A 25,580-nucleotide genomic window follows, 5' to 3' on the forward strand; every position below is an offset into this window, starting at 1 on the left:
TGATCAACGATTCCTAGATTTTAGTTAATGCTATGTTATTGATTTAGTGATACATGTAACAAATGTTACATTTTTTTGGGAGTATACAATTCTAATTCTTTCCCTCCTCCTTTTACTTGTCTAAATCCATGATATTCGAAGTTTTCCAGTTCCTGTTTTGCTGTTTCTAAAAGTTGTTTTGTTACCACAATTTCCGAGTGAAAAAGATCGCAATACTGTTGAATTTTTGAGGTAACATTTATCGCTTCACCATGAAAACAAAGTTCTTTTTTTAAATGACCAATTGTGGTTGTCATCACCTTCCCACTATGCAATGCCATCTTAAATTGAGGAGCTATTCCATATTTATTCAAAAAATAAGGTGTACTCTTTTTGATGGTGTCTAAACATGCATTTGCACCATCTAGATAGGCATTTTTGTGTTTATCATTTACTTTCCAAGTAATCACCACCTCATCTCCTACATATTGGAAAATATCTCCATAATAATCATAGATCACACTAAATTTTTCGAAAACATCTTTAAGGAAATTACTGTATCGTTCTTCCCCTAATTGATTGGCTATTTGAGTTGAATTATTTAAATCAGCAAATAAGAATACTCTTTCTTCAGAAGTGGATGAACTATATTTATCAAATAGCATTTTCTTAAGATGAAGTGGGCCTATCATTTCGTCTAATTCCAAAAATGAATATTCGATAATTTTCAATGGAAATAAATAAACGATCAGTATATATTCATTCAATACTAAATGATACATCGTCATGAAAACTGAAAGTAATTTGAGAAGAAAAATGGTGAAAAGGATTTCGATCGTAAAGGAAAATAGTAATTGATAAAATTTTGTTAGTTGAAAATCGTAAAGTTTTAATAAATATCTTCTGGTAAATAAGGCAGCACTATTGATAGTTAAAATAATAAGAATGCTTCTTAAAACTAAACTTAAGTCAATTGCATTAAAACTTGGGTAACTCATTAAAACAAATTCATGTACCAAAGCTACCACCCATAATAAAATACCATACAATAAATGATGATACACCTGTCGGCCTTTAAATAATAACTTATGTGTATTAATGATTTTCATGAATAAGTTTTGTGAGATTTTCGTAATCAATAATCCGTATGGTATTGCTTCCCATAGTGATCAATCCATTATTTTTTAATTCTTTTAGTGATCGAATAAATGACTCTCTCACCGTTCCAATAAGATTGGCAAAATCTGCCCTACGAATAGGTAAATCGATATTATATTCCTTTTTGATGAAATCGAAAAGCAACAAAAAGTAGATGATTTTCACTTTAATATTACAATTTGATAATAGATTCATGCGTTCAATCAGAATGATATTTTCTCTATTTATCGCATTCATAATAGATCTTTTAAACTCCCCGTTTAGCGCCATCATCTTTTTTACATTTTCAATAGATAAATGCAAAATGATGCTATCTTCATTTGCAGTAGCAATTTCAGAATGATGTGTTTTACAAAACAATGATCGATAGCCAAAAATATCAGATTTTTTATGAATATTGAAGATATTGGGTTCTCCAATTAAATTCGTATTTGATAAAAAAACAGAACCCGTTTCAATCAAATAAATACCCGAATTAAAGTGATCTTCATTATAGATTTCTTCTCGTTTTTTTATGTGTTTGTATTCTACATTTTCATAAAAAAAAGAGAGTTCGTCTACCGTTAATTCATTAAAAATAGTATCTGATTTAAAGCATAGCTTATCGTAAATATCTTTCATTTTCTTGTTGGTTAGTGTGCAGACAATTACTTGCCTGCACTAAATTAATCAAACTGATAAAAATAAATAACTTCACTTGCACAATCTATATTCTGCAACTTAAAAAGTAGGAGATTTCACCTATTGAAGTCATTATTTTTTAGTGAAATTTTCATCTAATTTTCTTCTTAATTTCTCTTTCGATAAGATGCCACCCATTGATGTGGACTTCATCTTGTTGTTGATAAAAATCAAAGTCGGTAACTCATTGATTTCATATTCAAGAATTAAATCTCTGTATTTATCAAGATCTACTTTTACTAACTCAAAATTATATTCGTTTTTAAAACTCTTTAGATAATTCAGAATCTGCTGACTTACCTCACTCCAAGGAGTTTCGAATACAACTATAGAGTTTTTCAAAAGCTGCATGTCTATATTTTCCTTATCTCTAATGATTTGGTAAATATTACTTTTGTTAATTTCTACATCCATTTCCATTTTCACATTTTAAATTTGGCTTTAAATATTTTAGAATATCCTCCATCAAACACCATTTAGTAATCGATGATTGCAATAGATTAACTCCCACAAATGCTGTAAACCACAACCAATGTATATTAACATACACAGCTAGGATGATACTAATCAGAATGAAGGTTCCGGCGATAAATCTTATTATTCTTTCTATCATTTTATTTGGTTAAAGAAGAGAGGTGTTACCCTCCCTTCAGTTTTGAACAAACTATTTATTTGGACAACCTATTTTTTCTTTTCGGTCATGTAGAAAACCAGTGGCACAATCAATAAAGTAAGGGCTGTAGAAGCTATTGTTCCTCCCATTAAAGAAATGGCCAAGCCTTGGAAGATTGGATCGAATAAGATCACAAAGGCACCTATCACAACAGTTCCTGCTGTTAATAAAATCGGCATTGTTCTTACTGCACCAGCTTCAATTACTGCTTCTTTTAATGGAGCTCCCTCTTCTAATTTTATATTGATAAAATCAATGAGCAGAACGGAGTTTCTTACCATTATTCCGGCTAAAGCGATGGCTCCAATCATAGAGGTTGCAGTGAAAAACGCCCCCATCATCCAGTGGCCTACTAAAATCCCTACCATGGCTAACGGGATCGCTACCATCATTACTAAAGGTGTTTTGAAATCTTGGAACCAACCTACGATTAACATGTATATCACTACTAATACGACTGCGAAAGCCGCTCCTAAATCTCTAAATACCTCAAATGTAATTTGCCATTCTCCATCCCATTTTAAAACATAATCATTTTCTAAAAACGGTACGGAAGTAAAACTTTGTAGTAGATTATTTCCATTAGGAGTAACGATATCGTTTAACGATTGATCAATGCCCAACATGGCATATACAGGAGATTCCATTTTACCGGCAACATCGGCCACTACATAAGTGACTCTCTTTTGGTTTTTTCTGTAAATGCTCTTCGGTTTTATTGTTTCATGTATCGTGACGATATCACCCACCTCAACCATTTGTCCCATAGCCGATTTAATCGATAGCTTTTTCAGATCTTCTATGGATGTTCTGTTATTTTCTTTTAACTGAACTTTAATGCCTACTTCCTTGTAATCATTTGGTGCATCTAGGGTAGAAACATCATAACCTTTTAAGGCTGTATTTAAAGCATAAACAACTTGTTGAGTTGGAATTCCCGCCAATGCCGCTTTTTCTTTATCGACTTCAAAAGTGTATTCTTTTTCATCACTTTCTAAGTAAGAATCCACATCCACAATGTCTTTTGATGCATTGAAAACTGATTCTACTTTTGAGGCTACTGACTCTTGTCCTTCCATCTCAGGGCCATAAATTTCTGCAACTAACGTAGATAATACCGGAGGCCCCGGAGGAACTTCTACCACCTTGATATTGGCCCCCAATTTTTCTGCTATCTCTTGAAGTTTAGGTCGGAATGATTTCGCTAAATCATGACTTTGTAGACTTCTATCCCCTTTATCAGTTAAGTTGACTTGGATATCGGCCATATTCGTACCTCTTCTTAAATCATAATGACGTACCAAGCCATTAAATGTATTGGGTGATGATGTACCAACATACATTTGATAGGCGGTCACCTCATCTTGCTGTCTGATATAAGCCGCCAATTCTTTCGTTACCTGATAAGTTTCTTCTAGCGGTGTTCCCTCAGGCATATCCACTACAATTTGAAACTCATTTTTGTTATCAAATGGTAGCATTTTTACTACAACCATGTCAAAATAGAACATCGACATAGAACCTAATAAAAGCACAGTAATGCTGATGATAAACGACCATCTTAAGACTGGTTTTTCCACCAATGGACGCATCATTTTATTGTACCATTTATAGATGAGCGTATTTTCTACTTTGAACTCTACTTCCTCTGTATGTGGATCACCTTTTAATAATCGATAAGCTATAAAAGGTGTGATCACTAAGGCTACAATTAAAGAGAAAAACATGGCAAATGCAGCTCCAATAGGCATTGGACTCATATAAGGTCCCATCATTCCTGATACAGCAATCATCGGTAATACCGAGGCGATTACTGTAAATGTCGCCAATATCGTAGGGTTACCCACTTCGTTGATCGATGCCAAAGCCGCCTTTAAGAATGGTAATTTTCTCATTTTAAAGTGACGGTGCATATTCTCAGCGATGATAATACTGTCGTCTACAACAATACCCGTTACAAACACTAATGCAAATAATGTAATACGATTTAATGTGTACCCCAATAAATAATAAGAGAACAATGTCAAGGCAAAGGTAACTGGAACTGAAAGGAAGACAACTAATCCTCCTCTCCAACCCATTGATAAAGCGACAACAATGGTCACAGCAATGATAGATCCAATCAGGTGCATCATCAATTCGTTTACCTTATGTGAGGCACTCTCTCCATAATTTCTTGTCACACTAACGGTAACATCAGAAGGTATTAATGTAGGCTTTAATTCTTCCGTTTTTTGAAGGACTAAATCGGCCAATTGCATCGCATCTGCTCCTTTTCTTTTGGCAATAGATAACGTCACAGCAGCTTCATCGCCTTTCATTTCTTGATCACTAGAAGTACCATAACCGAATCGTACATATTGAATAGGATCTTGTGGTCCATCTGATACCGTAGCTACTTGACTTAAGTACACGGGAGCATCCCCATTTCTACCGATCACTAAATGTTCTAAATCGTCTACCGTCTTAAAGAAACTACCCGATTTAACCGATAACTTTTGGTTTAAATGATTTACATGACCAGAAGAAAACTGTTGGTTCCCTGCTTGAATTTGTTGAGTAATACTTAAAGGGTCCACTTTAAATGATTTCATCTTTTCTCTATCAAGATCTACTTTCATTTCTCTGCTTCTTCCTCCAATGACATTGACTTGTGCAATATCACTAATCTTGGAAATTTCATTTGATAATTCCTCCCCCATACGTCTCAACATGTAATCATCGTATTTTGGACTGTGTAGGGTTAAAGTTAGTGCGGGAACATCATCAATTGCTCTCACTTTTAAGATAGGTTCCATCACGTCAGAGGGCATTTGATCCTTGTATTTATCTATTTCAGCGTACAATTTTACAATACTTCTTTCGATGTCTTCACCCACATGAAACTGCACAATCACCATGGCTTGTTCGTTCATTGAAGTAGAATATACATACTCTACCCCTTTAATATTTGAAGCAATTTTTTCCAATGGTTTGGCTACTCTCGATTCTACTTCTTTAGGAGATGCCCCTGGGTATCCTATAAATATATCGGCAATAGGCACATCAATTTGTGGTTCTTCTTCCCTTGGTGTTAAGTAACTTCCGTAGATTCCTAATCCTAAGAAAACGAACATCAATAAGGGGGTCAACTTAGAGTTGATGAACACCTCTGCGATTTTTCCTGCTATTCCTTTTTGCATTTCTATTTCGTTTAATGGATTAGAAATTGATTAAAGCACCATCGTATAAAAATGGAGTAAGCGATGTAATCACTTGGTCTCCCTCTTCTACTCCAGATAAGATTTCCACCATACCATTTGATGATTTCCCTATTCTTACCCATGTTAAAGAGGCTTCATTTTGAAGATTTACCAGGTAGACACCTTCCAATTGTCCCTTTCTATAGATAGCATTTTCAGGTAGTAAAATCTTTTGCACTAACCCTTTACTCGATGAGACTTTTGCATACATTCCATTGGCTAATTTTGAATGATGATCCAATGAAAACTCCACAGTAAATTGTCCGCCATTGTACTTACCTGATGGAACCACTCGCGATACAGTTCCATTAATATTTTGCTGTAAAGCATCTACATAAATCATCACCTCATTTCCCTTTTCAAAAGCATTGATTTTTGAAGCTGGAATATTCGCTAATGCCTTAAAATTTGAGGCTGAGGCAAACTCAACAATCGGCATTCCTGGTGAAGCCATATCTCCTGCCACCATCATCTTTTTTGTGATTACACCTGTAAAAGGTGCTCTAATAGTCGTATAAGATAGATTTGAGTCTACCTCATCTTCTGCATTCTTTGCTACTTCCAATTGTGCTTTTGCAGAAAGATAATAAGTACGCATATCATCCAATTCTTTATCTGTCGCACTTCCCAATTGGTGAAGCTTTTCAATTCTCTGATAATCCTTTTCAGCGTTTTGTAAATTCACCTCCGCCATTTCAAATTGTGCATGTACTCTAGCTTTTGAAGAATGAATTCCAGCACTTTCAATTCTTGCTATTACCGTCCCTTTTTTGATCATATCTCCTGCTTCAAAATTGAAATCGTATAATCTACCCATCAATTTTGTACTTAAGAGCACAATGTTATCACTCTTAATTTCTGCTGCGTATTGTGAATTGTTGGAAACGTTTTCTGTTTTTACTTTTTGTACTTTAACAGGTATAGCTTTCCTTTCTATTTTTTTTGTAGAATCATTTGCCTGACTACAAGAAAACAGTGTACTCATACCCAAAAAAGTGATCAATAAAGTCGATATATATGTATATTTTTTCATGATGATGTTCGGTGTAAATTTTATTCTTTTAGTAATAGATCTAGGTGAAAAACGGCCATATTGTATTCAAAAACAGCGTGTAAATAGCCTAACTCTTTTTCTGATTTAATGGATTCTGCACTTAATAGATCCACCGTTTTTTCTAAGCCCACTTTGTATCTATCAGATAATATTTTGAAGCTGCTTAATGCCTCTTCTTTAGCCACTTCTGCTAATTCAATTTTTGATTTAGCCGATTGTACTTTTCGTTGTGCTTTTTTCAATTCCACATTGGCTTGTGATTTTTCCTTTTCCAAGTTTAAAGTTGCTTTCTCCCAATCCAATTTTGATTGTTGGGATGCTGCAATTTGATGTCCGCCATCAAATACTGTCCAACTTAAAGAAACACCTACCAAATAACTTTGTGCAGTAGTTCCAAAAAGATGTGGGTCGTTAAAATCGTATTGTCCGAAAGCATTAATTCGAGGCATAAACTTAGATTTGTTCATCTTCCACATATTTTCTTGTGCTTTTGCAGCATACGATAAACCCATTAAATCAGCACGAGTTAAAGGAACAAATTCTGTTTCCATTTGTGTCAGATTCGTTTGTTCTTCTTCCAATTGATCTTGCAATTGAATCACTGTTCCTTCCTCAAGTTTTAATAGATATACTAAATAATCGTTGACTGATAATCGAGCATCTTCCGCTTCTTGTAACTTCGTTTGAATATCAAGTTTTCTCACCTTTACTTGAAGTACATCCGATTCTTTAGCATACCCATTGTCCTTGTTGTCTTGCACAACTTTATAGGCTTCCTCTAGTGTAGATAATGCTGATTTTAAGACTTCAATTTGATGTTCAGCCAAACCCAACATATAGTAATGCTGCTTCACTTCGAATAAGATAAATTCTTTCACTCTTTTCGATTCCTGTACTTTAGCATAATATACCTGCTTGCTTGCTTTTCGACCATGTAAACCGTCTAAATTAAAGATGGGTTGCTGTATCGCTCCTCTTGTATTCCAGTTCGAAATATTGTCTGGATCGTTCAATCTATTTGGATCAAAATCAGCTACCGTAACTCTTTCTTGTTGTAAAAGAATACCAAAGGCATTTAAAGGGTTGTTTGTATTTACGCCCGTTTCTGAGAGTGTGATATTAGGCAAAAAAACGTTATTCATTTTCTTGTATTCTAATAAAGCCGAGGCTACTTCTTTTTCCTTAATTTCGATATCTCTGTTATTATCAGATGCTAATTTTAAGGCTTCTTCTAACGATAAGCTTTTTGTTTGGGCATAGGTGTTCCACCCTAACAATAGACCAGCTAAAGTCAGAAATATATTGTATTTCATTATTAAATTTTAATTGATGTGATTAGATAATTTGAAAATTGTGGTTTTTCAAAATCTATCAGAAGTACGGACAATCCGAGCGAGTTCCTATAAGATTACAGTTCATGACTTGTGCTTTAATTAATTTTCCTTTTGATAGTATTACTTTTCAACCTATCTAAAGTGAGTGATGAATTAAACTTATGATACAAATGTAGAGGATCTAAGAGAGATCTTGTGTGACAGAAGTTACACACATATGAACAAATCTTCATGTTTTAATATATGTAGTTATAAAACACTGATTTTTAGGTATAAAAAAACCTAAATTAGATAAATAATGACTTTATCTAATTCAGGTTTAGATTATTCCCTATACTGAGGTTTAATCAAAAAACGCCAACTTATGCGTTAAGAAAATCTGTAAACGATGTTCGTTTGGTGTTCCGTTTCTCGACAAGTACATGTACCCTGCCTGGAAATTTAAAGATTTTGTCATCTGATAGCCCAACATGGCATACGCACGGTTTTGGCTAAACTGAGTATTTGGGTCAATATCAATTAGTATTTCGTTACCGAATGTACTGAAGAATACTCCTTGATGCATCGTCTTATCAGAAATTGGTACCCCAACTTGTGCTCTATAACGTCCTCTTTGTGCCAATCCGCTTTCCAACGATCTCAACTCATAACGATAACGGTGTTGAAGTGTGAACCTTCCTAACTTCTGAGAAGTGATCGCTTGTAAAGTCGTCCTGTATTCTGAACTCGTTTGACCGTCTGGATTAACAGGTTCATATGGGCTGTTATGGTGATATTCTTGAGAAATCGCCAATTGGAAATTGTCTTTTACATTATAGCAAAAGAATGGACGCACAAAGAAACTTTGTACATCTGATACGACATCATATGTTCTCACCTGAGACTCCACAAATGTTTCGAATTTGGGAGAGAATTTATAGAATCCGTTATAAATATACCAACTACCCACATCGGGTAATTCTTGAGCTTTAGATACTACGGAACAGAATAAAATTGATAAGGTAAGTAGTACTGATTTAGTTAATTTCATTTATATTCTTGGTTTTTTGCTTAATCATTCAAAAGTAATAATAAATCGTATTGCATCAATAGAATTATTACGACAAACATCCTAACAATGATGAATAAGCTTTTTGTCATTGCTATGAGATGTTGTCATTATGTAAATTTAAATAATAAAGTTGAAGTTGTCATTTTATGTTGAGTTAAGTCTACTAAACTTCACATTCAAGAAATAAAAGTTTATATTTCTGTTGAAAATGAATCTCAATTACTTATTGATAAATACTGCATACATTGCTTATAAAATATGACTCAGAATAAATCAATCCGCACCTATTTTGGTGATGTTAAACCCAAAGGTTGGATGTACAAGCAAATCAATCACGACCTTCTTCATGGCTTCGTTGGCAAATTGGATCAGATGGTTCCTGATCTAATTGTAGAAGATGACATTTACAATAAAGATAGATTAACTCGTTTAGTAAAATCTAAAGATGTTGGAGCTGTGAATTCAGAGGGAGAATGGAATATTCAATTCCTTTGGTGGAATTCGGAGACACAATCCAATTGGTGGGATGGATATATTCGACATGCCTTCCTTTCTGGAGATCAGGAAAGTATAGATAAAGTTAAAAAGTATGTGGATGACAAATTAAGTTCTCAAGATGAAGATGGATACATAGGTGTTTATGGAACAGATTTGAGATACCAACATACTACAGAGAATGGGGAACTATGGGCAAAGGCGAGCTTATTTCGTGGATTAATTGCCTATTACGAAATCACCAATGAAGAACGTGTTTTAAAGGCTTTGCTTCGTGCCATGGATAATACCATGGAAAACTATCCTATTGGAAATTCCACACCTTTTAAAACGGACAAACCTTTTGCCGGTGTAGGTCACGGTTTGACTTTTACGGATGTTTGCTTCCAATTGTATAACATCACGGGTGAATCAAAATATTTGGATTACGCTGTCTTCTTATTCGATGATTACAATACGCATCAGGTAGAAGAAGAAGATATCTTGATCAAAAACTTGATGGATAAGGAGTATAAATTCAAAGGGCATGGTGTACATACCTATGAACACTTAAGAAGTTTAGTGGTAGCTTATGAACACACCAAAAAATCAAAATATAAAAATGCATTAGAGGCTTATCTTCAAAAATTGAGTATTGCTGAAAGTATTAGTGGCGGACCGATTGGAGATGAGTGGGTGTTTGGTCGACATGCTCATTCTGAATCGACAGGTTATGAGTATTGCTCGATCCACGAATTACTCGATTCATTTACATTGTTATTACACTACGACAAAGACAGTCTTTGGGGAGATAAAATTGAATGGTTATTCTTTAACGCTGCTCAAGGGGCTAGACATCCGGAACACTCTTCTATTGCTTACTGTAAAAGTGATGACTCCTACTCTATGTGTGGAGAAATTAATAGTGAAACGTGTGAGGAGACCAAAGAGAATCGATTTAAATATTCACCAGTACATAAAGATGTTGCAGTTTGCTGTGTGCCTAATGCTGGAAGAATTCACCCTTACTATGTTCAGAACATGTGGGCAATAGAAGGTGATGAAATTTATATCAATTTATACGGGCCGTCTACTTTTTCTACTAAAATTGATGGGAATGAAATTGTTTTTGAGCAAGTCACTAATTATCCAATTGAAGATAAAATCATCATTAAAGCAACATCAAATAAACAAGTTGATGGTCAATTGAAGTTGAGAGTCCCAAAATGGGCAAAGAACTTCAAAATCAATGGTGAATTTCCAAAAGTGAACAAAAAAGGGTATGCCGTATGGAAAGGACTTATTGATAATTCATTGAGTTTGACAATTGAAATGGGTAATCAACCCGCTGCTTTTCAACATACAGAAGGAACTTACTTTGCCTATGGACCACTTTTATTTGCTCTTCCATTAGATGGTAAAGAAGAAAAAACCAAAGAATGGGGTATCGATGGATTTTATGATTCAAAATACCAATATACAGATGATCGTTTAAAAGATGCTGTTTGGGTTGAAGGAAGCGAATTGAAGAAAATTGACAACTCAGGTGCTCACTATTTGGATCAGGTAACCATAGAAACCTCATTAAAGGTTGATGATGAAATTAAAATCAAATCTTTAGTACCTATTGGTAGAACAGTACTAAGAAAGATTACATTTTAAAATTTATAAATCAGACTTATATTGAATAATAGATGATAGGATGTTTTAAAACTTCTTCCTATCATCTATTCATTTACAACTACATTGCATGTACACAATTGGTTATCTGATAATTGCAATTTCAGATTTTTGAATGTATTTTGTTTTTCAAAATATTATTCATCAATTTTTCTTTACTATGAAATTCAATCTGAAATTACTTCTACTACTCTTTTCTACTTCATTATTTTTCTTTTCCTGTGGAGGAAATCCCTCTGAATCCGAAGAACACAAAGCTTTAATGGCTGAACATGAAAAAATGGAAAAGGAACATGAGAAAATGGAAGCGGAACACAAACTGATGGAAAAAGAACATCAAGAAATGATCGCTGCTCATGAAAAAATTAGTGGTGATAAAGATGAAGCACATCAATCTATTGAAGCTAAACACACAGAAATAATTGCGAAACATGAGGCATTAATCAAAAAACACCATGAGGTGTTAATGAACCACGAAAAGCTTGTAGAAAAACATGGCAATGGTGATATAGATTTAGCAACCCTCAAAAATGAGCATGCTAAAATGGAAAAAGAACACCATAACATATTGATGAAAGATCATATGCTAATGGAAAAAGATCATGCAATGATGAAAGCCGAACATGAGAAAATGTTAGCGGAACACGAATAATTAAGATATGAAAAGAGCACCCGGACGGGGTGCTCTTACTGTTTTAGAGAGCTTGTGTTAAGCAGATAGTTACTCTTAAATGTCTTGTATCCATAACTTGTAGAATAAAGTAGAACCAGACAAAGTCCGATTCTACTTCCATAACAAACTACTTCTACTTATTCTGTATTTTTATATTTGGATTAGCATCAAATTCTTCTTGTGGAATCTGTAATAACATTCTGTAATCCTCTGGATCCGTTTTCATAACAGCGGCTAAAACTTCATCGTGACTAGAATTTGTTCTATCCAAACCAATTTTCTTTCTTAGGATATCGAGCATTCTATGGCCTTCACCCCATAGTTCAACTCTTCTCTGTAAATCAATTTCTTGTTTTAGTGCATCTCCTGTTAAGGAAGATACATCCTTATTAGCATCTCTTTGTGCCACTAATTCTTGAAGTAAAGAGGCAGCAGTGGCATCTTGACCTAATTCTGCTTTGGCTTCAGCTTCTATTAATAACATTTCTTCTGCTCGCATTAAAACATAATCTGCAGCCCAAGTAGATGGTTCTTCCATTACAAATTTATTATACATGTAAGGAACTTCTGTGTAAGGTTTGTCATCAGAGATATTATTAGGATCTACCACCAATACCTTACGAACATCATCATCCCCTAATTGATCATACAAAACTTTACTCATGCACTTTTGTGCACCTAAAGAAGCATAGTTATAAGCAGTATTATCCATATGAGAAAAGAAGGAATTATAGGTCGTTTTTTGCTCTGCATTCACTTCCATTCCCCAAATCCAACCATCAGATTTACTTCCTTTAGAGAAACCATAACTGTATTTACTTCCAGGTAAAAGGTCAAACCCACTTCTTGCAGCACTTGCATATTTGGCGGCATTATCCCAATCATCCATCACTAAATAAACTCTGGCAAGGATACCATCAGCGACATGTTCATCGACATTAGAAATATGTTTTGGAGTTTTCCCTTTCAGTAACTTTTGTCCTTCCACTAAATCAGATAATATCTGATCATATACTTCTTGAACTGTTGCTCTATCTTTTGGAGTTGTTTCTGCTACAGATGGTTCTGTATATAAAGGGACTCCAGGAGCATTTTCATGACCTTTATAAGTAAACTGATACATTTGTATCAATTTGAAATAAAAATACCCTCTCAATGTTAAAGCTTGACCACGAACATTATCAATTTGATCCTGATCCCCATTCATGTTTACTGTAGCGTTAATCACCTCATTTAAGTTCGCGATATTGCCATAGTAATAATACCATACAAAGTAAGTGCGTCTATATGATGCTAACCTTTTCTGCCAATTGTAGTCACCAATAAAGTAATTGTGACCACGTGATGCTGGATACAAATCCTCTCCTTTAATATCATTACCTATATTTACGGCCGTTTCTCCAAAGCTATCATGACTTTTATTTTGGCCTTTGTACATATTTCTATATACACCATTTATTGCTACTTCTGCCCCTTCTGGCGTGGCCAACAATTGTGTCTTCGATATGGAATCAGAAGGCTGACGGTCTAAGTAATCGTCAGTACAAGATGTAGCCAAGGCTAATGTTGTTGCTAGGATTACTGCTTTATATATATTTCTCATTGTGATGTTCTAAATTAAAGTGTAAGATCTAAACCAACTGAAATTGTGCGTACAGGAACATAATTGTAGGATGTTATCCCTGATCTAGCTGGATTGATGTACAACCCTTGTCGTTGTGTTGAATACCAAATATTATCCGCTGTGATGTACGTTCTCATTGATCCAACTTTTAGCTTCTTCACTAAATTAGGTTGGAAAGTATACCCCAAGGTGATGTTTCTTATACCGAAGTAAGTCGCATCAGTTAAGAATCTAGAAGAACTTTTATTGACATTGGAATCGTCTCGTGCTTCTAATCGAGGTATATCTGTAATATCTCCCGGTTTTTGCCAAGCTCCTTTTAAATCTGAACTCATGGCCTGACCATAAGTTGGCATCATTAAGTCGGCATAAGTATTATCATATATTTTACCACCTAAGGAGAAGGTAGCTAAAATACTTAAATCAAAACCTTTATAAGAGAACATGTTATTAATTGATCCTTGGAAATCTGGAATCGCTGATCCAACCACTTTTCTAGAATCATTTAAAGCTCCATCATAATCTGTCGTCTTTTCACGTGCTCCGGTTGGGTTTCCTTCAGCATCCATTACATTTCTCCAATAAAGGGCATCTCCTGTTTGTGGATCAACGCCAGCATAATCTACCAAGTAGAAATCATAGATTGAATTACCCACTTTCCAAAGTTTAGTACCTTTTATATACTGATCTTGTGATAGCTCAGTGATTTCATTGTAGACTTTTGAACCTATAAATCCAACCGTCCAATTAAACCCTGAAGGGGCTTTAATAGCATCATAGCTCAGTGAAATTTCTATACCTTTATTTCTTATTGCACCCACATTTTTAGTTACAGAATCAAATCCTAAAGAAGGCGCCAAAGGTTGATCCATAATCAAATCTTTTGAGTCTCTGATATAGTATTCTACAGTACCACTTAGTCTATTGAATAATGCGAAGTCAACCGCTAAATTGGTGGATACGTTTTTCTCCCACATCAAATTCGGATTAGATAAAGAGGTTAACTTACCACCATTTGCGGAGGCATTAGAATAACTCATATCATATAAGGCATCCCAAGGATAGTACACTTGATATCCATCGTCATCAGTTACTCCCTCGTTACCGACAACACCGTAAGAAGCTCTTAATTTTAGATCATTCACCCAAGAAACGTCTTGCATAAAGTTTTCTTGAGATACTCTCCATGAAGCTCCTAACGACCAGAACGAACCCCATCTTGACTGTTTACTAAATCTTGACGATCCATCTTTACGGAAAGAGGCATCCACAAAATATTTCTGATCAAAGTTGTACCCCACTCTACCAAAATAAGATTCAATAGTATGTTCATCAAGATACGAGTTAGCTTTTTCAGTATTCGATGCTGCTGCTAATTCAGTCAATCCAGATATAGGATATCCAGATCTTGTGGCATGTAAATAATCGTATGAATATTTATAATTCTCATGTCCTAAAGTCACGTTAACACCATGTCTATCAGCAATCTGTTTGTGATAGGTTAATACTTGGTTAAATGTATAAGATTGTCCTAAAGAATTTGTTTTGTATGATCTACCACCAACTGCAGATGCATCACCAAATTCTTTGTTCTGTGTTCTTCCAGAATTAGTATAAATGATATCTGTAGAGATATTCGATTTAAAATTGAAATCTTTTAAGAAATCAATGCTAATAAAACCTCTCGCTCCTAAGTTATGTCTTTTGTATCCGTTTACATCCAATTGATTCACTGCTACAACGTTAGTCATTGGAGCAAATGGTCTTGTCTGACCAAGAGTTTCACCAGATCCAAAATCATACATTCTATTACCCTGATCGTCATTGATAATATTACCTTGTGCATCTCTTGCATAAACTGGATAAATAGGACCCATTATACGTGTGGTATAGAATGGATTAGCCATAGAGGTTTTTGTTGCACCAATAGATCTTGATTTCGTATAAGCATAGTTTAAATTTGCTCCAACTTTCAACCAAGGTTTCACGTCTGTATTGGCTTTTACTCTCGTCGTTAATTTTTCGAAACCAGAGTTGTTTACTATACCTTCTTCGTTTAAATATCCTGTGGAGATAAAATAGTCTGAATTTTCATTACCCCCGTTAATTGATAAGTTATACTCCTGACGTTTAGCCGTACCAAACATTTCTTTTTGCCAATCATCAGAATACAATAATTTAGCATTTGGATTTAAGTGGCCATTTTCGTCTAATACCTCGTCGTTAGGAACATTGTATGCATTATATTTTAATTCTTTATCAATTAAATTATGCTTTACATAATCTCTAATATCTGCTTCCGAAGCGTTTGGATCTGCCGCTTGAATGTCATTCTTATAGGCTTGGAACATCAACTCATAATACCCTTTTTCATCTACTCTATCGTACTCTTTAAATGCACGTTGAGAGACTCCATATCTTGCTGAAAAGTTGATGGTTGGTTTATTATTTTTACCATTCTTTGTGGTAATCATAATAATACCATTTGTAGCTCTAGAACCATAAATTGCTGTACCTGAAGCATCTTTTAGTACAGAAAATGATTCAATATCTTTAGGGTTAATAGCGTTTAGAGGTCCATCATAAGGTGTGCCATCCAAGATAATCAAAGGTGATTGAGATTGGTTAATGGAAGAAAAACCACGGATATTGATATTTGGAGAAGAACCTGGTTGACCAGTAATTCCAGTCATAGATAGACCCGGTACGGTTCCTTCTAACCCTGCTACTGGATTAGATGTTTGGATATTCTCTACTTGTCCTGCATCTACCATTGTTGCAGAACCTGTAAAAGCACTCTTTTCGGATGTGCCATAACCAATAACTACTACCTCGTCTAATTCTTCTGTGTCAACTGGCAGTGCCACATTAATTGTAGATTGACCTCCTACTGATATTTCTTTGCTTTGATAACCAACAAAACTAAATACTAAAACATCCTTATCATTTGATGATTGAATGTGGTATTTACCATCAATATCTGTAATTGATCCTTTAGTGGTTCCTTTAAGTAAAACTGTAACGCCTGGTATTGGTTCGCCTGTTTCTTCGGTCACCTGACCTGTTATTTGCCTCTCTTGTGCCCATGCACTTGCAACTATGCCCAGAGAAAGCAAGATGATAGATTGAAGTTGCTTAAAATTTAACATTTGGTTTAATTTCTATTTAAAAGTGTCAATATTTATTTCTTTAACCAGAGAGCACACTATATAAACCCTAGTTAAATACTAGCAAGGAATAAATAGAAATTTGATGGGACCGCTATACGTATAAACAGTATGATAATTGATTGATAATATTGAATTCGTTGTTAATTCTTACGCAATATTGAAAATAATGTAACATCATGTTAAATTTTTTATGTTAACAACATATAAATCAAATGTTACAATTCTATAATTCAACCCACCTGGAGTTGTTAACAATATCCTAATTGATTTTAACTTACTATTTGATTTTGTAATTAAACATTTTGCAGTATTTTATTCTGTTCAGATAAAAATAACTTGATAATATATACATCTATTCAAATATGATTTTATTAAATGGAAATCATGATAATTTTATTATTAATAAAATTACACTGGATTGATTGAATATTTTATAAACAAAAAAAGCAGATCATAGTATGATCTACCTTTCTCACCCAATTTTGCCTAATTATATCTTAAATATTTTAACTTTTGCTGATTGAAAACCTTACTTAACTCTATTCTAAAGATTATAAGTACAAATGTTTTATTCTTGAGCTTCTTCTTTCTTTTTTACAGTTCTAAAGGCAAAATTATATTCTTTCTCATTGTCTAATTTATCCACACATCGGATTTTAATATTGTATTTCTTATTTCTTTTAAAACCATCAATCACTCCGGTATAAGGTAATTCTTGTTTTCCATTAATACTGTAAAACATTCGTTTATAGCCTGTATGCTTGTCAGTTGCTGCTAAGAAAACAGAAACATAATGCGGGTAAAGAGATAATTTATCTGAGCTATTTGTTCCTATGTCATCAATGGAAAAGTGGTGGAATACATCAGGTCCTTCCGTATCGACCATAAAAGTAACCGATTTGGTATTTCGATTATTTACATTATCGTAACCATGATAATCGATAGTATGTAGCCCCTCTTTATCTATGATGATGGCATCCTCATATTTTTGTTCCTCACCCTGACCATTCTTATTAAATGCAATGTATTGAAGTCCAGATTCATGGTCTTTGGCATTTAAAACCAATTTTGTTTTATTGCTTATGAATATAGTATCCTCTTTCTCAAAAGTAGGCCCATCAAATTGATGTGTTAAACTTGGGCCCACAAGATCTACATAGAACTTACTCACTTTATGTAAGAATGCATCTTTCTCTGCATCAGTTCTATTTTGTAGATGGTCAATAGAGAAAAACTTTACGATATGTTCACCCGACTGTGATGGCAAATAAAATGGATCCGAATAGGATTTGAAATCCTCCCCATCAATAGAATACAAAACATCTCTAACACCTACTTTGTTGTCTACTGCTGTAATCTTCAATTTTGTCCTTCCAGAGAAAAATAGTTTACCATTTACTAAAAATCGATCACCTATAATATCAGCAGCGGTGATAGGAGCACTTTTGTCTAAATAAAAATTGAATTTTTCTATTTCTGCAATGTTACCTACATTGTCTTTTGCATAAAATTCTAAAATATGATCTCCATCTTCTAAGTGTGAAAAATCGAGAGGTACTTTTGAAGAAATTGACTTAAATTCTTCCTCATTAAATCGATAATATAAATCGTCTACTCCAGACAAAGAATCACTTGTTTCTAAAAATAATTTAGTGTTGGTAGCTATGGTATTTCCAACAGACACACCATTAATGACATAATTTGTTTCAGGAGATGAATGGTCAACGATAAATGATTTTGTTTTCACATTTTCAACATTTCCAACTTTATCCGTAGCATAGTATTTGAAAACATAATCACCTTCTTTGTCAAAATTTATTTTCCCCTCATAAGGTAGGTATCGAATACCATTTATAGAATGAAAAATACTATCCACCCCAACCATATCATCCTCACTTTTAAGATCAACTACAAGCTCTTTTCCATAAAATATTGTTGATTCATTATTTATATATTTCGTAGCTCGAAAAAAGGACAATGTTGACTCTGGAGCCCTGCCATCGGCATAGACATAAAAACGTTGTTCGACGTTATCGATTTCATCAAAATGTTTAAATGAGTGAACGCCATGTCCATCTAAAAACACTGGCTCTGATTTAAACTTTCCATTTGTTTTAATAGACATCTGATGTAAATCTTTACCATTAATATCAGTAGCTACAAATAAATATAGAGGCAGATCAGCTTGTTGATAAAACTTATTAGTTGAATCAACATGGGATCGTTGACGATGATTTAATATTTCCTGTCCACTCAATGCTAAAGAGAAGAATTGTAATACAATTAATAAGTGAGTTTTCATTTTAGGTTAAATTAGGCTTCAATATTGATTTTAATACCCATTACAAGTACATCATCTACTTGTTCTTCATTATTTTTCCACTGGTTGAATTCATTTTTAAGTATTTCTAATTGCTCATCACCATTTTTGTTATGGTGATCGATCAATAATTTCTTTAGTCTTTTCATCATATATTTCCCCCCTTTCTCACCACCAAACTGATCAACGAAACCATCAGAAAATATATATATCCAAGTAGTTTTATCCAGAATGATCTCATGATTTGTATAAGAGAAATCATCCTTAACTGATAATTCATCACCTATAGATTTTTTATTTCCTTTGATTAGCGTCAACTCACCATCTTGAATATAAATAATGGGATTTCTAGCGCCAGAAAATTGAACCTTACGTTCTTTTTTATTGATGTTGACCAATGCCATATCCATCCCATCACTTAAATGTGTCTCCTCTTGATGTAGTGATTCTTTTATTCCTTTATGCAATTGATCGAGTATTATACTAGGAACTGTCTGATGTTCATCTAGGACTATTTGATCCAACAATTTCACACCAATCATCGACATAATCGCTCCCGGTACACCGTGTCCTGTACAATCCACTGCGGTTGCAATTAATGATTTATGATGATCATCTGTAGTCACCTCTTTAAACCAATAAAAGTCGCCTGATACAAGGTCTCTTGGATTGAAAAAGATAAAAGAATCATCGGCATATTGTGATAACAAACTCACTTCTTCCAATACTGCTTTTTGAATATAAGCCGCATAGGTAATACTTTGAGTAATGCTTGTATTCTGAATTTCTAATTGCTCTTTCTGATATTGAATTTTTTCCTTTTGAGTAGCTAATTTTTTATTCGCCTTTTGCTTATTGATATAACTTCTGTAAATCAAAATAGCTATGATTAATAGAAAAAGAATAAAGAATGAAAGGATCAACATCCTCACCTGATGTTCTCTTTTCTGAGATTTATTCAGGTATTCCTGTTCTTTCAACTCTAATCTTTGAATATCTTTCTCTTGCTTTAAAGTTAATATCTGCAGCTCTTTCTTTGTAGCTACTTTGGTTAAAGCCACATTTGCAGAATCACTTTCTGCCAATTCGTTTTCTGTTTTAAGTAATTCTTGCTGGGTCTTTACTAGCTGTAATTCTTTATTCTCTTTCTCTAATTGCAATAATTTTTTCTCTAGTTCTGACTCTCTAATACTCTGCTGAATTTTTACTTCTTTTTGCTTAAGGATCAACTCATGAAAAGTTCTGTACAAATCGAAATATTTTTGTGCATTAATGGCATCTCCTGCTTTTTCATACGTTTCTGATAGCATACCATAAATGGCACGTATTCTTTCAGGCTCATTCATTTTCTGAGCAACCGATTCTGCTGACTTTAAATGAATAATTGCATCATTATAATTACCTAATTTATTGTGGGTTAACGCTACATTGGTCAAAGAAGATAACAAAGGGTCTTTTTGCTTCAAGTCTTTTTGTCTTTGCTCTAAAGTAATCTCAAAATATTCTAGCGCTAAGTTATAATCACCATAATCAAAACAAATCATTCCGATATTATTATTCAACTTACCGATACCATTATGATTTCCGATTTTGGCATTTAACTTAAGCGATTCATGAAAATATTTTCTCGCATCGCTTAAATAAAAGTGTTCCCAATAAATCGTTGCTATTTCATTTAGACTACCTGAAGCTTCTTTATAGAGCTTTCTTTTTAAAAACTTATCTCTTTGAACTAATAAATCTGTAATTAATTTTTGGTATTCTTGGCTCAATGGAATTTTTGGGATGTTCTCACCTAAGCTATCAACGAGACTGTTGAGCTTTTTTCCCTCTAGATTTAAAACTGTTTGAACCGTTTCATCAGACATTTTATCTTGTGCCTTCACGAAATGATTAAAAGATGGTAGCAAAATCAAGAGGAGTAGTAAAATAGTTCTCCTCATTATGTTAATCGGGTTGGGTGATTTTTAATTAGGTCTTTAATTTTTCAATTGTATCAACTTGATTTTGTTTCTATAGGTTCAAGTTTTTTAAGTAGTTCTTTTTTTTAGTCTGTTTGATGTTTGATAAGTGCAAATACTTTAAAAAATTTCTCCATGAGTAGAAGAAATAAGCTTATCTGTTACTTTGGGCATTCTCTTTAATAAATTGATCATAATCGAAGTAGAATACTCTTCCCCAAATACTTTTTGAATACTTCTTCCAATAAATAATCGTTTACCAAAAGTCTGCTTCCATTCACTTTTATAGTGTTCCACTAATTCGTCCCATGACAAATTATCATTTAGATAATCAAGAAGTAAATCTGCTAGCATCACTGAAGATTGCAACGACATACTCATGCCATTACCACAAAGAGGGGCAATTAAACCAGCAGCATCACCTATCATTGGAATGTTCGATTCTATTAGATTTTTACTTGAAAAGTCAATTTTGGCTATACTTACAGGTTTATCCCAAGCCCTGTCAAACTCTAAATATTTTCTAAGAAATGGATTTTTAGATAAATAAGCACTTTCCATTTCTTTGAGTGTTCTTACCTTCTTTAGATTTTGTCCTCTTGATAAGTAACACATACATATTTTATCGTTCTCCACTTTTGATATACCACAATAACCACCTGAAAAATTATGTAACTCAATTACATCATCAGGGAAATCCCCTTCTAAGTGATATTTGACACCAACAAAATTTTTCAATCGAGAATTCGATAAGTTCTTCTTCAAATAATTTCTTTCAAAGAATTTATCGAGTGATGATCGTTTCCCAAAAGCACCTACCACCGTTCTTCCTTTTATATTTCCACTTGTTGTATGAACTTCCCATCCGGTTATTTCTTGATAAACAGCGTTTACTTTACAACTTGTTCTAACATCAACGCCATCATTTAAAGCGATTTCATATAAAAGATTATCTAGGAAATATCTAGAAATACCACGTCCCCCTTGAGGCATCGTTTTTTCCAAAACATCTCCATTGTTACTACTGACTCTTAATTTATTTATTTTAGGTAATTGATATTGGTCAGGGTCTACCCCTAAAGAAGTCAAAAAAGGCCATGCTTCATAGCTGATATATTCTCCACACACTCTATGGAAAGGATACGTTTTTTGTTCTAAAAGAACACAACTCATCCCCTTTCGTTGTAATTGTATGCTAAGTGACAAGCCACCTAAACCTCCGCCGATAATTATGACATCTTTCATCCCCCTATGTTCTTAAAAGTTAAAAGCCATCTAAACGCCCAATACCATTTTAATTGATACTTTGAGACTTTGGCTTTCTTTAATAATTTTGTGAAATCATTTTTTTTAAAACTTCTTGCGACCGATAATGGTGCATCGTTTTTTACTAAGTAACTGTTAGAAAGTATTTTTGTTATCCACTTGATACTGAAATAGGCCAAAGGATGTCGGTGTAAATCATTTACTACCCCACCAATTTTTGCATTGTTCTGCATCCAAGAAAACAACTCGATAAGAGAAGCATCATCTAAATGATGACAAAAAAGGCTACTTACTATGATATCAAATTTATCTTGATCATGAATTAAGTTCCTATAATCTGATTGAATAAATTGAATGGGTAACCCATTACAATTGGTAGTAGAATATTGAATGCAATCTGATTTCAGATCTACTCCTACTAAGTCTAAGTTATATTTATCTCCAAGTTTCTGATGAATCACTTTAAGGGTATCTCCACCACCCGATCCAATATCAAGTATTCTTACTTTCTGATGCTTATCAATACCTTTTAATAAGTTTTTTATCCCCTTTAACATCACTTGATATCCGCCCAAGTAATGGTTAATGATGTGTAGTTCCTTTAGGTTTTGATATAAATCTTCTGTTGGAATGTTGGGTGCATCTAACAATTCTAACTCATACGATCTATTGACAAAAGATACGCTCATTATACTCGATTTAAAGTCATTGCTTCCATCGTTAACCCAGGACCAAAACCAGCAGCAAAAATCGGATTATCTTCATTTATCTGACTAATTTTCTTCAAAACAAAAAGAATAGAAACAGATGACATATTTCCATTTTCTTTTAATACTTCAAAACTAGGTTGTAAGTCTTCCAAGTCAATTGATAATGCTTTGGCTATACTCGTTAAAATGCGTTGACCTCCAGGGTGAAAAGCCCATCTAAGTTGATCTCTTTGGATATTTTTATCATTTAAAACATCATCAAGGAGTACTTTTATATCTTGTTCTATTAATCTAGGCACATAAGTACTTAGTTTCATTTGGAAGCCAGTACTTGATAAATCCCATGCCATATCTTTTTTCCCTTGGAAAGACAATCGTGAAGCAAAATCGTCAATTTCAAAAAGGCTATCTGTTCGTTTATCACTTGATAATAAAATAGCAGCTGCACCATCTGCGAATAGTGTATTGGCTAATAAATTATCGTCGTCTGTTTTATTCTGAAAATGTAAGGAGCATAACTCTACATCAACAATAAGCACTTTTGATTTTGGTGTAGACTTACATATTTGATCGGCCAATCGTAAGGCATGAAAAGCCGCATAACAACCCATAAAATTTACAGTAGTTCTTACAGTCGTATGCTGTAATTCCAAAAGTTGGATTAAGTCAATATCAATTCCTGGAGCCGAAATACCTGTACAAGAAACTGTAATTATATGTGTAATAGATGAACGGTCTTCATCCACTAAACAGCTATCTGCCGCATTTTTAGCTAATGCTAATCCTTTATCTTTAAACACATCAATGCGTTCTTCGAGTGAAGGCGGAATATCAGATTTAAAAAATTGAAGAAAATCATCAATCACAGATTTTCGTTTATCTATACCTGATTTGTGGTATATCATGCGCATCAAACGTTCTTCCTTTTCCGTGTTAAACTGATACACTTCATGCATCAATTTTTCTAGTTCTGATTGAGAATAGACATTTTTAGGGGATGCGGTAGTTATTTTATGAATGTAAGTCATGTTTGGACTGTTTGGATCTTATTTCTTGAATATAACTAAAAAATCGATGTATGGTTTTGTAATGCATAAATTATATAACATAAATTCATGCAGATAGCAGAAATATTATTCATCATCATCAGATTCTTGAAGTTTGCATTATTTGCATCTTTCCAAGTCACAAACATCCAATAATTAAACCATAACAACAAAGGAGATAAGCAGCTTATAAAAATCAGGATACTACCATGATATAGTATTTCGAAATAATAGTACAAAAAGATTGCAGCAGCAGTAAATAAGACAATTGAAAAAATAAAGGTACCCCTTATACCCAATAAAATACTTATGGTAAAATCGCCACTTTCTTGATCCTGTTTGTGCTGATAAATTTGTGATAAGGGATAAGCCCCACCGATCATCAAGGAACTTGCTAAAGCAGCCCAAGGAAGATCGGTGTTAAAGAACTCAATATTTGATGCATCCACAGCTTCATAAACCATCCAAAAAGTCCAAAAGCCTTGAAAGACAAAGACCGTTAGAAAACTGATAATTGGATATTTTTTTAGGCGAACGCCTTTATAACTATATAATCGAGACATTAACACATAGGTTGCTACGAGACATGTGAACATCCAATTGATGAATATAATAGATAAAAGCAAGGCAGATATATCAAATATTAATACTACTTGATAAAGTAATTTGGAAGGCAGCGGTGGTTTTTCAAGACCTCCAATACTCTCGGTATCTTTATCTTCGTAGCTATTGTAGCCGTTTGATGCAGGATAAACAAACAAATGAAGTATGAGAAAGGAAATGATTGCCTGGGTAACATTTATAACAGGTGTTTGACTTAAACTGAAAATAAATATAGGCATTAAGTAGACTGAGAATGGAATTCTTAATAAAAGTATAGTTTCCTTTAATTCTTTCTTCATAAAGTTTATTTGTTCTTTACATCATTACAGTTTTCACCTACTACTATTAGTTCCCACTATTGTAGTAAGGTTCCAACCTCTATTCTTGGCCAAAGTTTCCATGTTTCGTCTGTAATCATCATCCGAACCACAAACATTAATTAATGGTGTGCTTCTTTTAAATCCGAATTCAGACAAGTTAGAGATTAAATGACAACGGTCAATTAACGAGAATGGTGTTTCCAGCTTTAAGGTATCAATAACAAGCTTTTCACAGCCTTTATTTGCTAGCATCACTGCAGCATCAGTAAAAGCTTCACATAGTTGAGTAAGGTTATACGGTTCTAGAAGTTCTAAATGTAGGTTATTACTCTTTTGATTTAGTAGGTAAGCCATAGATAGTTTAAGTTAATCTTGGTAAGTTATATTTTAGTGTAGCAACGTTTTATAAATTTTATATTAAAGTTTTTAAAAACCAAATTATTTCTACAAAAAAATAAAGGAGACCATTTTGGCCTCCTTTTTGTTATTTCTTTTATCAAAGAAAGTTAAATACGGGTAAAGAACCTTTAAATTCTTTTTTAAGTTAATTTATTAGATATA

Annotated in this window: 19 protein-coding genes and 1 pseudogene; 2 read left to right on the forward strand and 18 right to left on the reverse strand. The window is 33.7% G+C overall.

The window, feature by feature from the left end; translation table 11 throughout:
* Positions 1 to 65: 65 nt before the first annotated feature.
* The 8 genes from MY04_RS24885 to MY04_RS24920 form a co-directional block, all read right to left on the reverse strand.
* A complete protein-coding gene (locus MY04_RS24885; protein ID WP_066215373.1) occupies positions 66 to 1,088 on the reverse strand; it encodes an adenylate/guanylate cyclase domain-containing protein in 1,023 nt (340 codons plus the stop codon).
* Positions 1,075 to 1,758 carry a Crp/Fnr family transcriptional regulator gene (locus MY04_RS24890; RefSeq protein WP_066215374.1) on the reverse strand — a complete coding sequence of 228 codons (684 nt, stop codon included), beginning with the start codon at positions 1,756 to 1,758 and terminating at the stop codon, positions 1,075 to 1,077. Before MY04_RS24890 ends, MY04_RS24885 begins: the two co-directional genes overlap by 14 nt.
* A 132-nt stretch (positions 1,759 to 1,890) precedes the next feature.
* Positions 1,891 to 2,238, reverse strand: a complete 348-nt coding sequence (locus MY04_RS24895) for a thioredoxin family protein (protein ID WP_066215376.1) — start codon at positions 2,236 to 2,238, stop codon at positions 1,891 to 1,893.
* Positions 2,216 to 2,431, reverse strand: a complete 216-nt coding sequence (locus tag MY04_RS24900) for a YgaP family membrane protein (RefSeq protein WP_066215378.1) — start codon at positions 2,429 to 2,431, stop codon at positions 2,216 to 2,218. The genes MY04_RS24895 and MY04_RS24900 overlap by 23 nt, the downstream gene beginning before the upstream one ends.
* 68 nt (positions 2,432 to 2,499) lie before the next feature.
* Entirely contained in the window at positions 2,500 to 5,673 is a 3,174-nt protein-coding gene (locus MY04_RS24905; protein ID WP_066215380.1) for an efflux RND transporter permease subunit, read from the reverse strand.
* A gap of 19 nt (positions 5,674 to 5,692) precedes the next feature.
* Complete coding sequence (locus MY04_RS24910; RefSeq protein ID WP_066215381.1) at positions 5,693 to 6,766, reverse strand: efflux RND transporter periplasmic adaptor subunit; 1,074 nt, start codon at positions 6,764 to 6,766, stop codon at positions 5,693 to 5,695.
* Between the two features lie 20 nt (positions 6,767 to 6,786).
* Entirely contained in the window at positions 6,787 to 8,100 is a 1,314-nt protein-coding gene (locus MY04_RS24915) for a TolC family protein (protein WP_066215384.1), read from the reverse strand.
* Between the two features lie 364 nt (positions 8,101 to 8,464).
* The gene (locus tag MY04_RS24920) at positions 8,465 to 9,151 is read right to left on the reverse strand and encodes a DUF2490 domain-containing protein (protein WP_066215386.1); all 687 of its coding nucleotides are present in this window, start codon (positions 9,149 to 9,151) and stop codon (positions 8,465 to 8,467) included.
* Positions 9,152 to 9,430: 279 nt separating this feature from the next.
* Here MY04_RS24920 and MY04_RS24925 point away from each other — a divergent pair, with 279 nt between their 5' ends.
* The gene (locus MY04_RS24925; protein WP_066215389.1) at positions 9,431 to 11,308 is read left to right on the forward strand and encodes a beta-L-arabinofuranosidase domain-containing protein; all 1,878 of its coding nucleotides are present in this window, start codon (positions 9,431 to 9,433) and stop codon (positions 11,306 to 11,308) included.
* Positions 11,309 to 11,486: 178 nt separating this feature from the next.
* Positions 11,487 to 11,978 (forward strand): hypothetical protein, encoded by a 492-nt coding sequence (locus MY04_RS24930; protein ID WP_066215391.1) that lies wholly within the window; start codon positions 11,487 to 11,489, stop codon positions 11,976 to 11,978.
* Positions 11,979 to 12,132: 154 nt separating this feature from the next.
* Here the strand turns inward: MY04_RS24930 and MY04_RS24935 are convergent, their stop codons facing one another.
* The 10 genes and pseudogenes from MY04_RS24935 to MY04_RS24975 form a co-directional block, all read right to left on the reverse strand.
* A complete protein-coding gene (locus MY04_RS24935; protein ID WP_066215393.1) occupies positions 12,133 to 13,602 on the reverse strand; it encodes a RagB/SusD family nutrient uptake outer membrane protein in 1,470 nt (489 codons plus the stop codon).
* A 14-nt stretch (positions 13,603 to 13,616) separates the two neighbouring features.
* Positions 13,617 to 16,772, reverse strand: a complete 3,156-nt coding sequence (locus tag MY04_RS24940; RefSeq protein WP_066215396.1) for a SusC/RagA family TonB-linked outer membrane protein — start codon at positions 16,770 to 16,772, stop codon at positions 13,617 to 13,619.
* Between the two features lie 589 nt (positions 16,773 to 17,361).
* Positions 17,362 to 19,095 carry an OmpL47-type beta-barrel domain-containing protein gene (locus MY04_RS24945; protein ID WP_066215398.1) on the reverse strand — a complete coding sequence of 578 codons (1,734 nt, stop codon included), beginning with the start codon at positions 19,093 to 19,095 and terminating at the stop codon, positions 17,362 to 17,364.
* Positions 19,096 to 19,106: 11 nt separating this feature from the next.
* The gene (locus tag MY04_RS24950; RefSeq protein WP_066215400.1) at positions 19,107 to 21,056 is read right to left on the reverse strand and encodes a SpoIIE family protein phosphatase; all 1,950 of its coding nucleotides are present in this window, start codon (positions 21,054 to 21,056) and stop codon (positions 19,107 to 19,109) included.
* Between the two features lie 138 nt (positions 21,057 to 21,194).
* Complete coding sequence (locus MY04_RS24955) at positions 21,195 to 22,319, reverse strand: NAD(P)/FAD-dependent oxidoreductase (RefSeq protein WP_066215402.1); 1,125 nt, start codon at positions 22,317 to 22,319, stop codon at positions 21,195 to 21,197.
* A complete protein-coding gene (locus tag MY04_RS24960) occupies positions 22,316 to 23,029 on the reverse strand; it encodes a methyltransferase domain-containing protein (protein WP_066215404.1) in 714 nt (237 codons plus the stop codon). The genes MY04_RS24955 and MY04_RS24960 overlap by 4 nt, the downstream gene beginning before the upstream one ends.
* Positions 23,029 to 23,400, reverse strand: a complete 372-nt coding sequence (locus MY04_RS28375) for a 3-oxoacyl-[acyl-carrier-protein] synthase III C-terminal domain-containing protein (protein WP_442899799.1) — start codon at positions 23,398 to 23,400, stop codon at positions 23,029 to 23,031. The genes MY04_RS24960 and MY04_RS28375 overlap by 1 nt, the downstream gene beginning before the upstream one ends.
* Positions 23,401 to 23,514: 114 nt before the next feature.
* Positions 23,515 to 24,078 (reverse strand): annotated as a pseudogene (locus MY04_RS28380) (type III polyketide synthase); the annotation flags it as partial.
* Between the two features lie 35 nt (positions 24,079 to 24,113).
* Complete coding sequence (locus tag MY04_RS24970; protein WP_066215407.1) at positions 24,114 to 24,998, reverse strand: UbiA family prenyltransferase; 885 nt, start codon at positions 24,996 to 24,998, stop codon at positions 24,114 to 24,116.
* 33 nt (positions 24,999 to 25,031) lie between these two features.
* Positions 25,032 to 25,373, reverse strand: a complete 342-nt coding sequence (locus MY04_RS24975; RefSeq protein ID WP_066215409.1) for a hypothetical protein — start codon at positions 25,371 to 25,373, stop codon at positions 25,032 to 25,034.
* Positions 25,374 to 25,580: the final 207 nt, after the last annotated feature.

Source organism: Flammeovirga sp. MY04, from assembly GCF_001682195.2.
GTDB lineage: Bacteria > Bacteroidota > Bacteroidia > Cytophagales > Flammeovirgaceae > Flammeovirga > Flammeovirga yaeyamensis.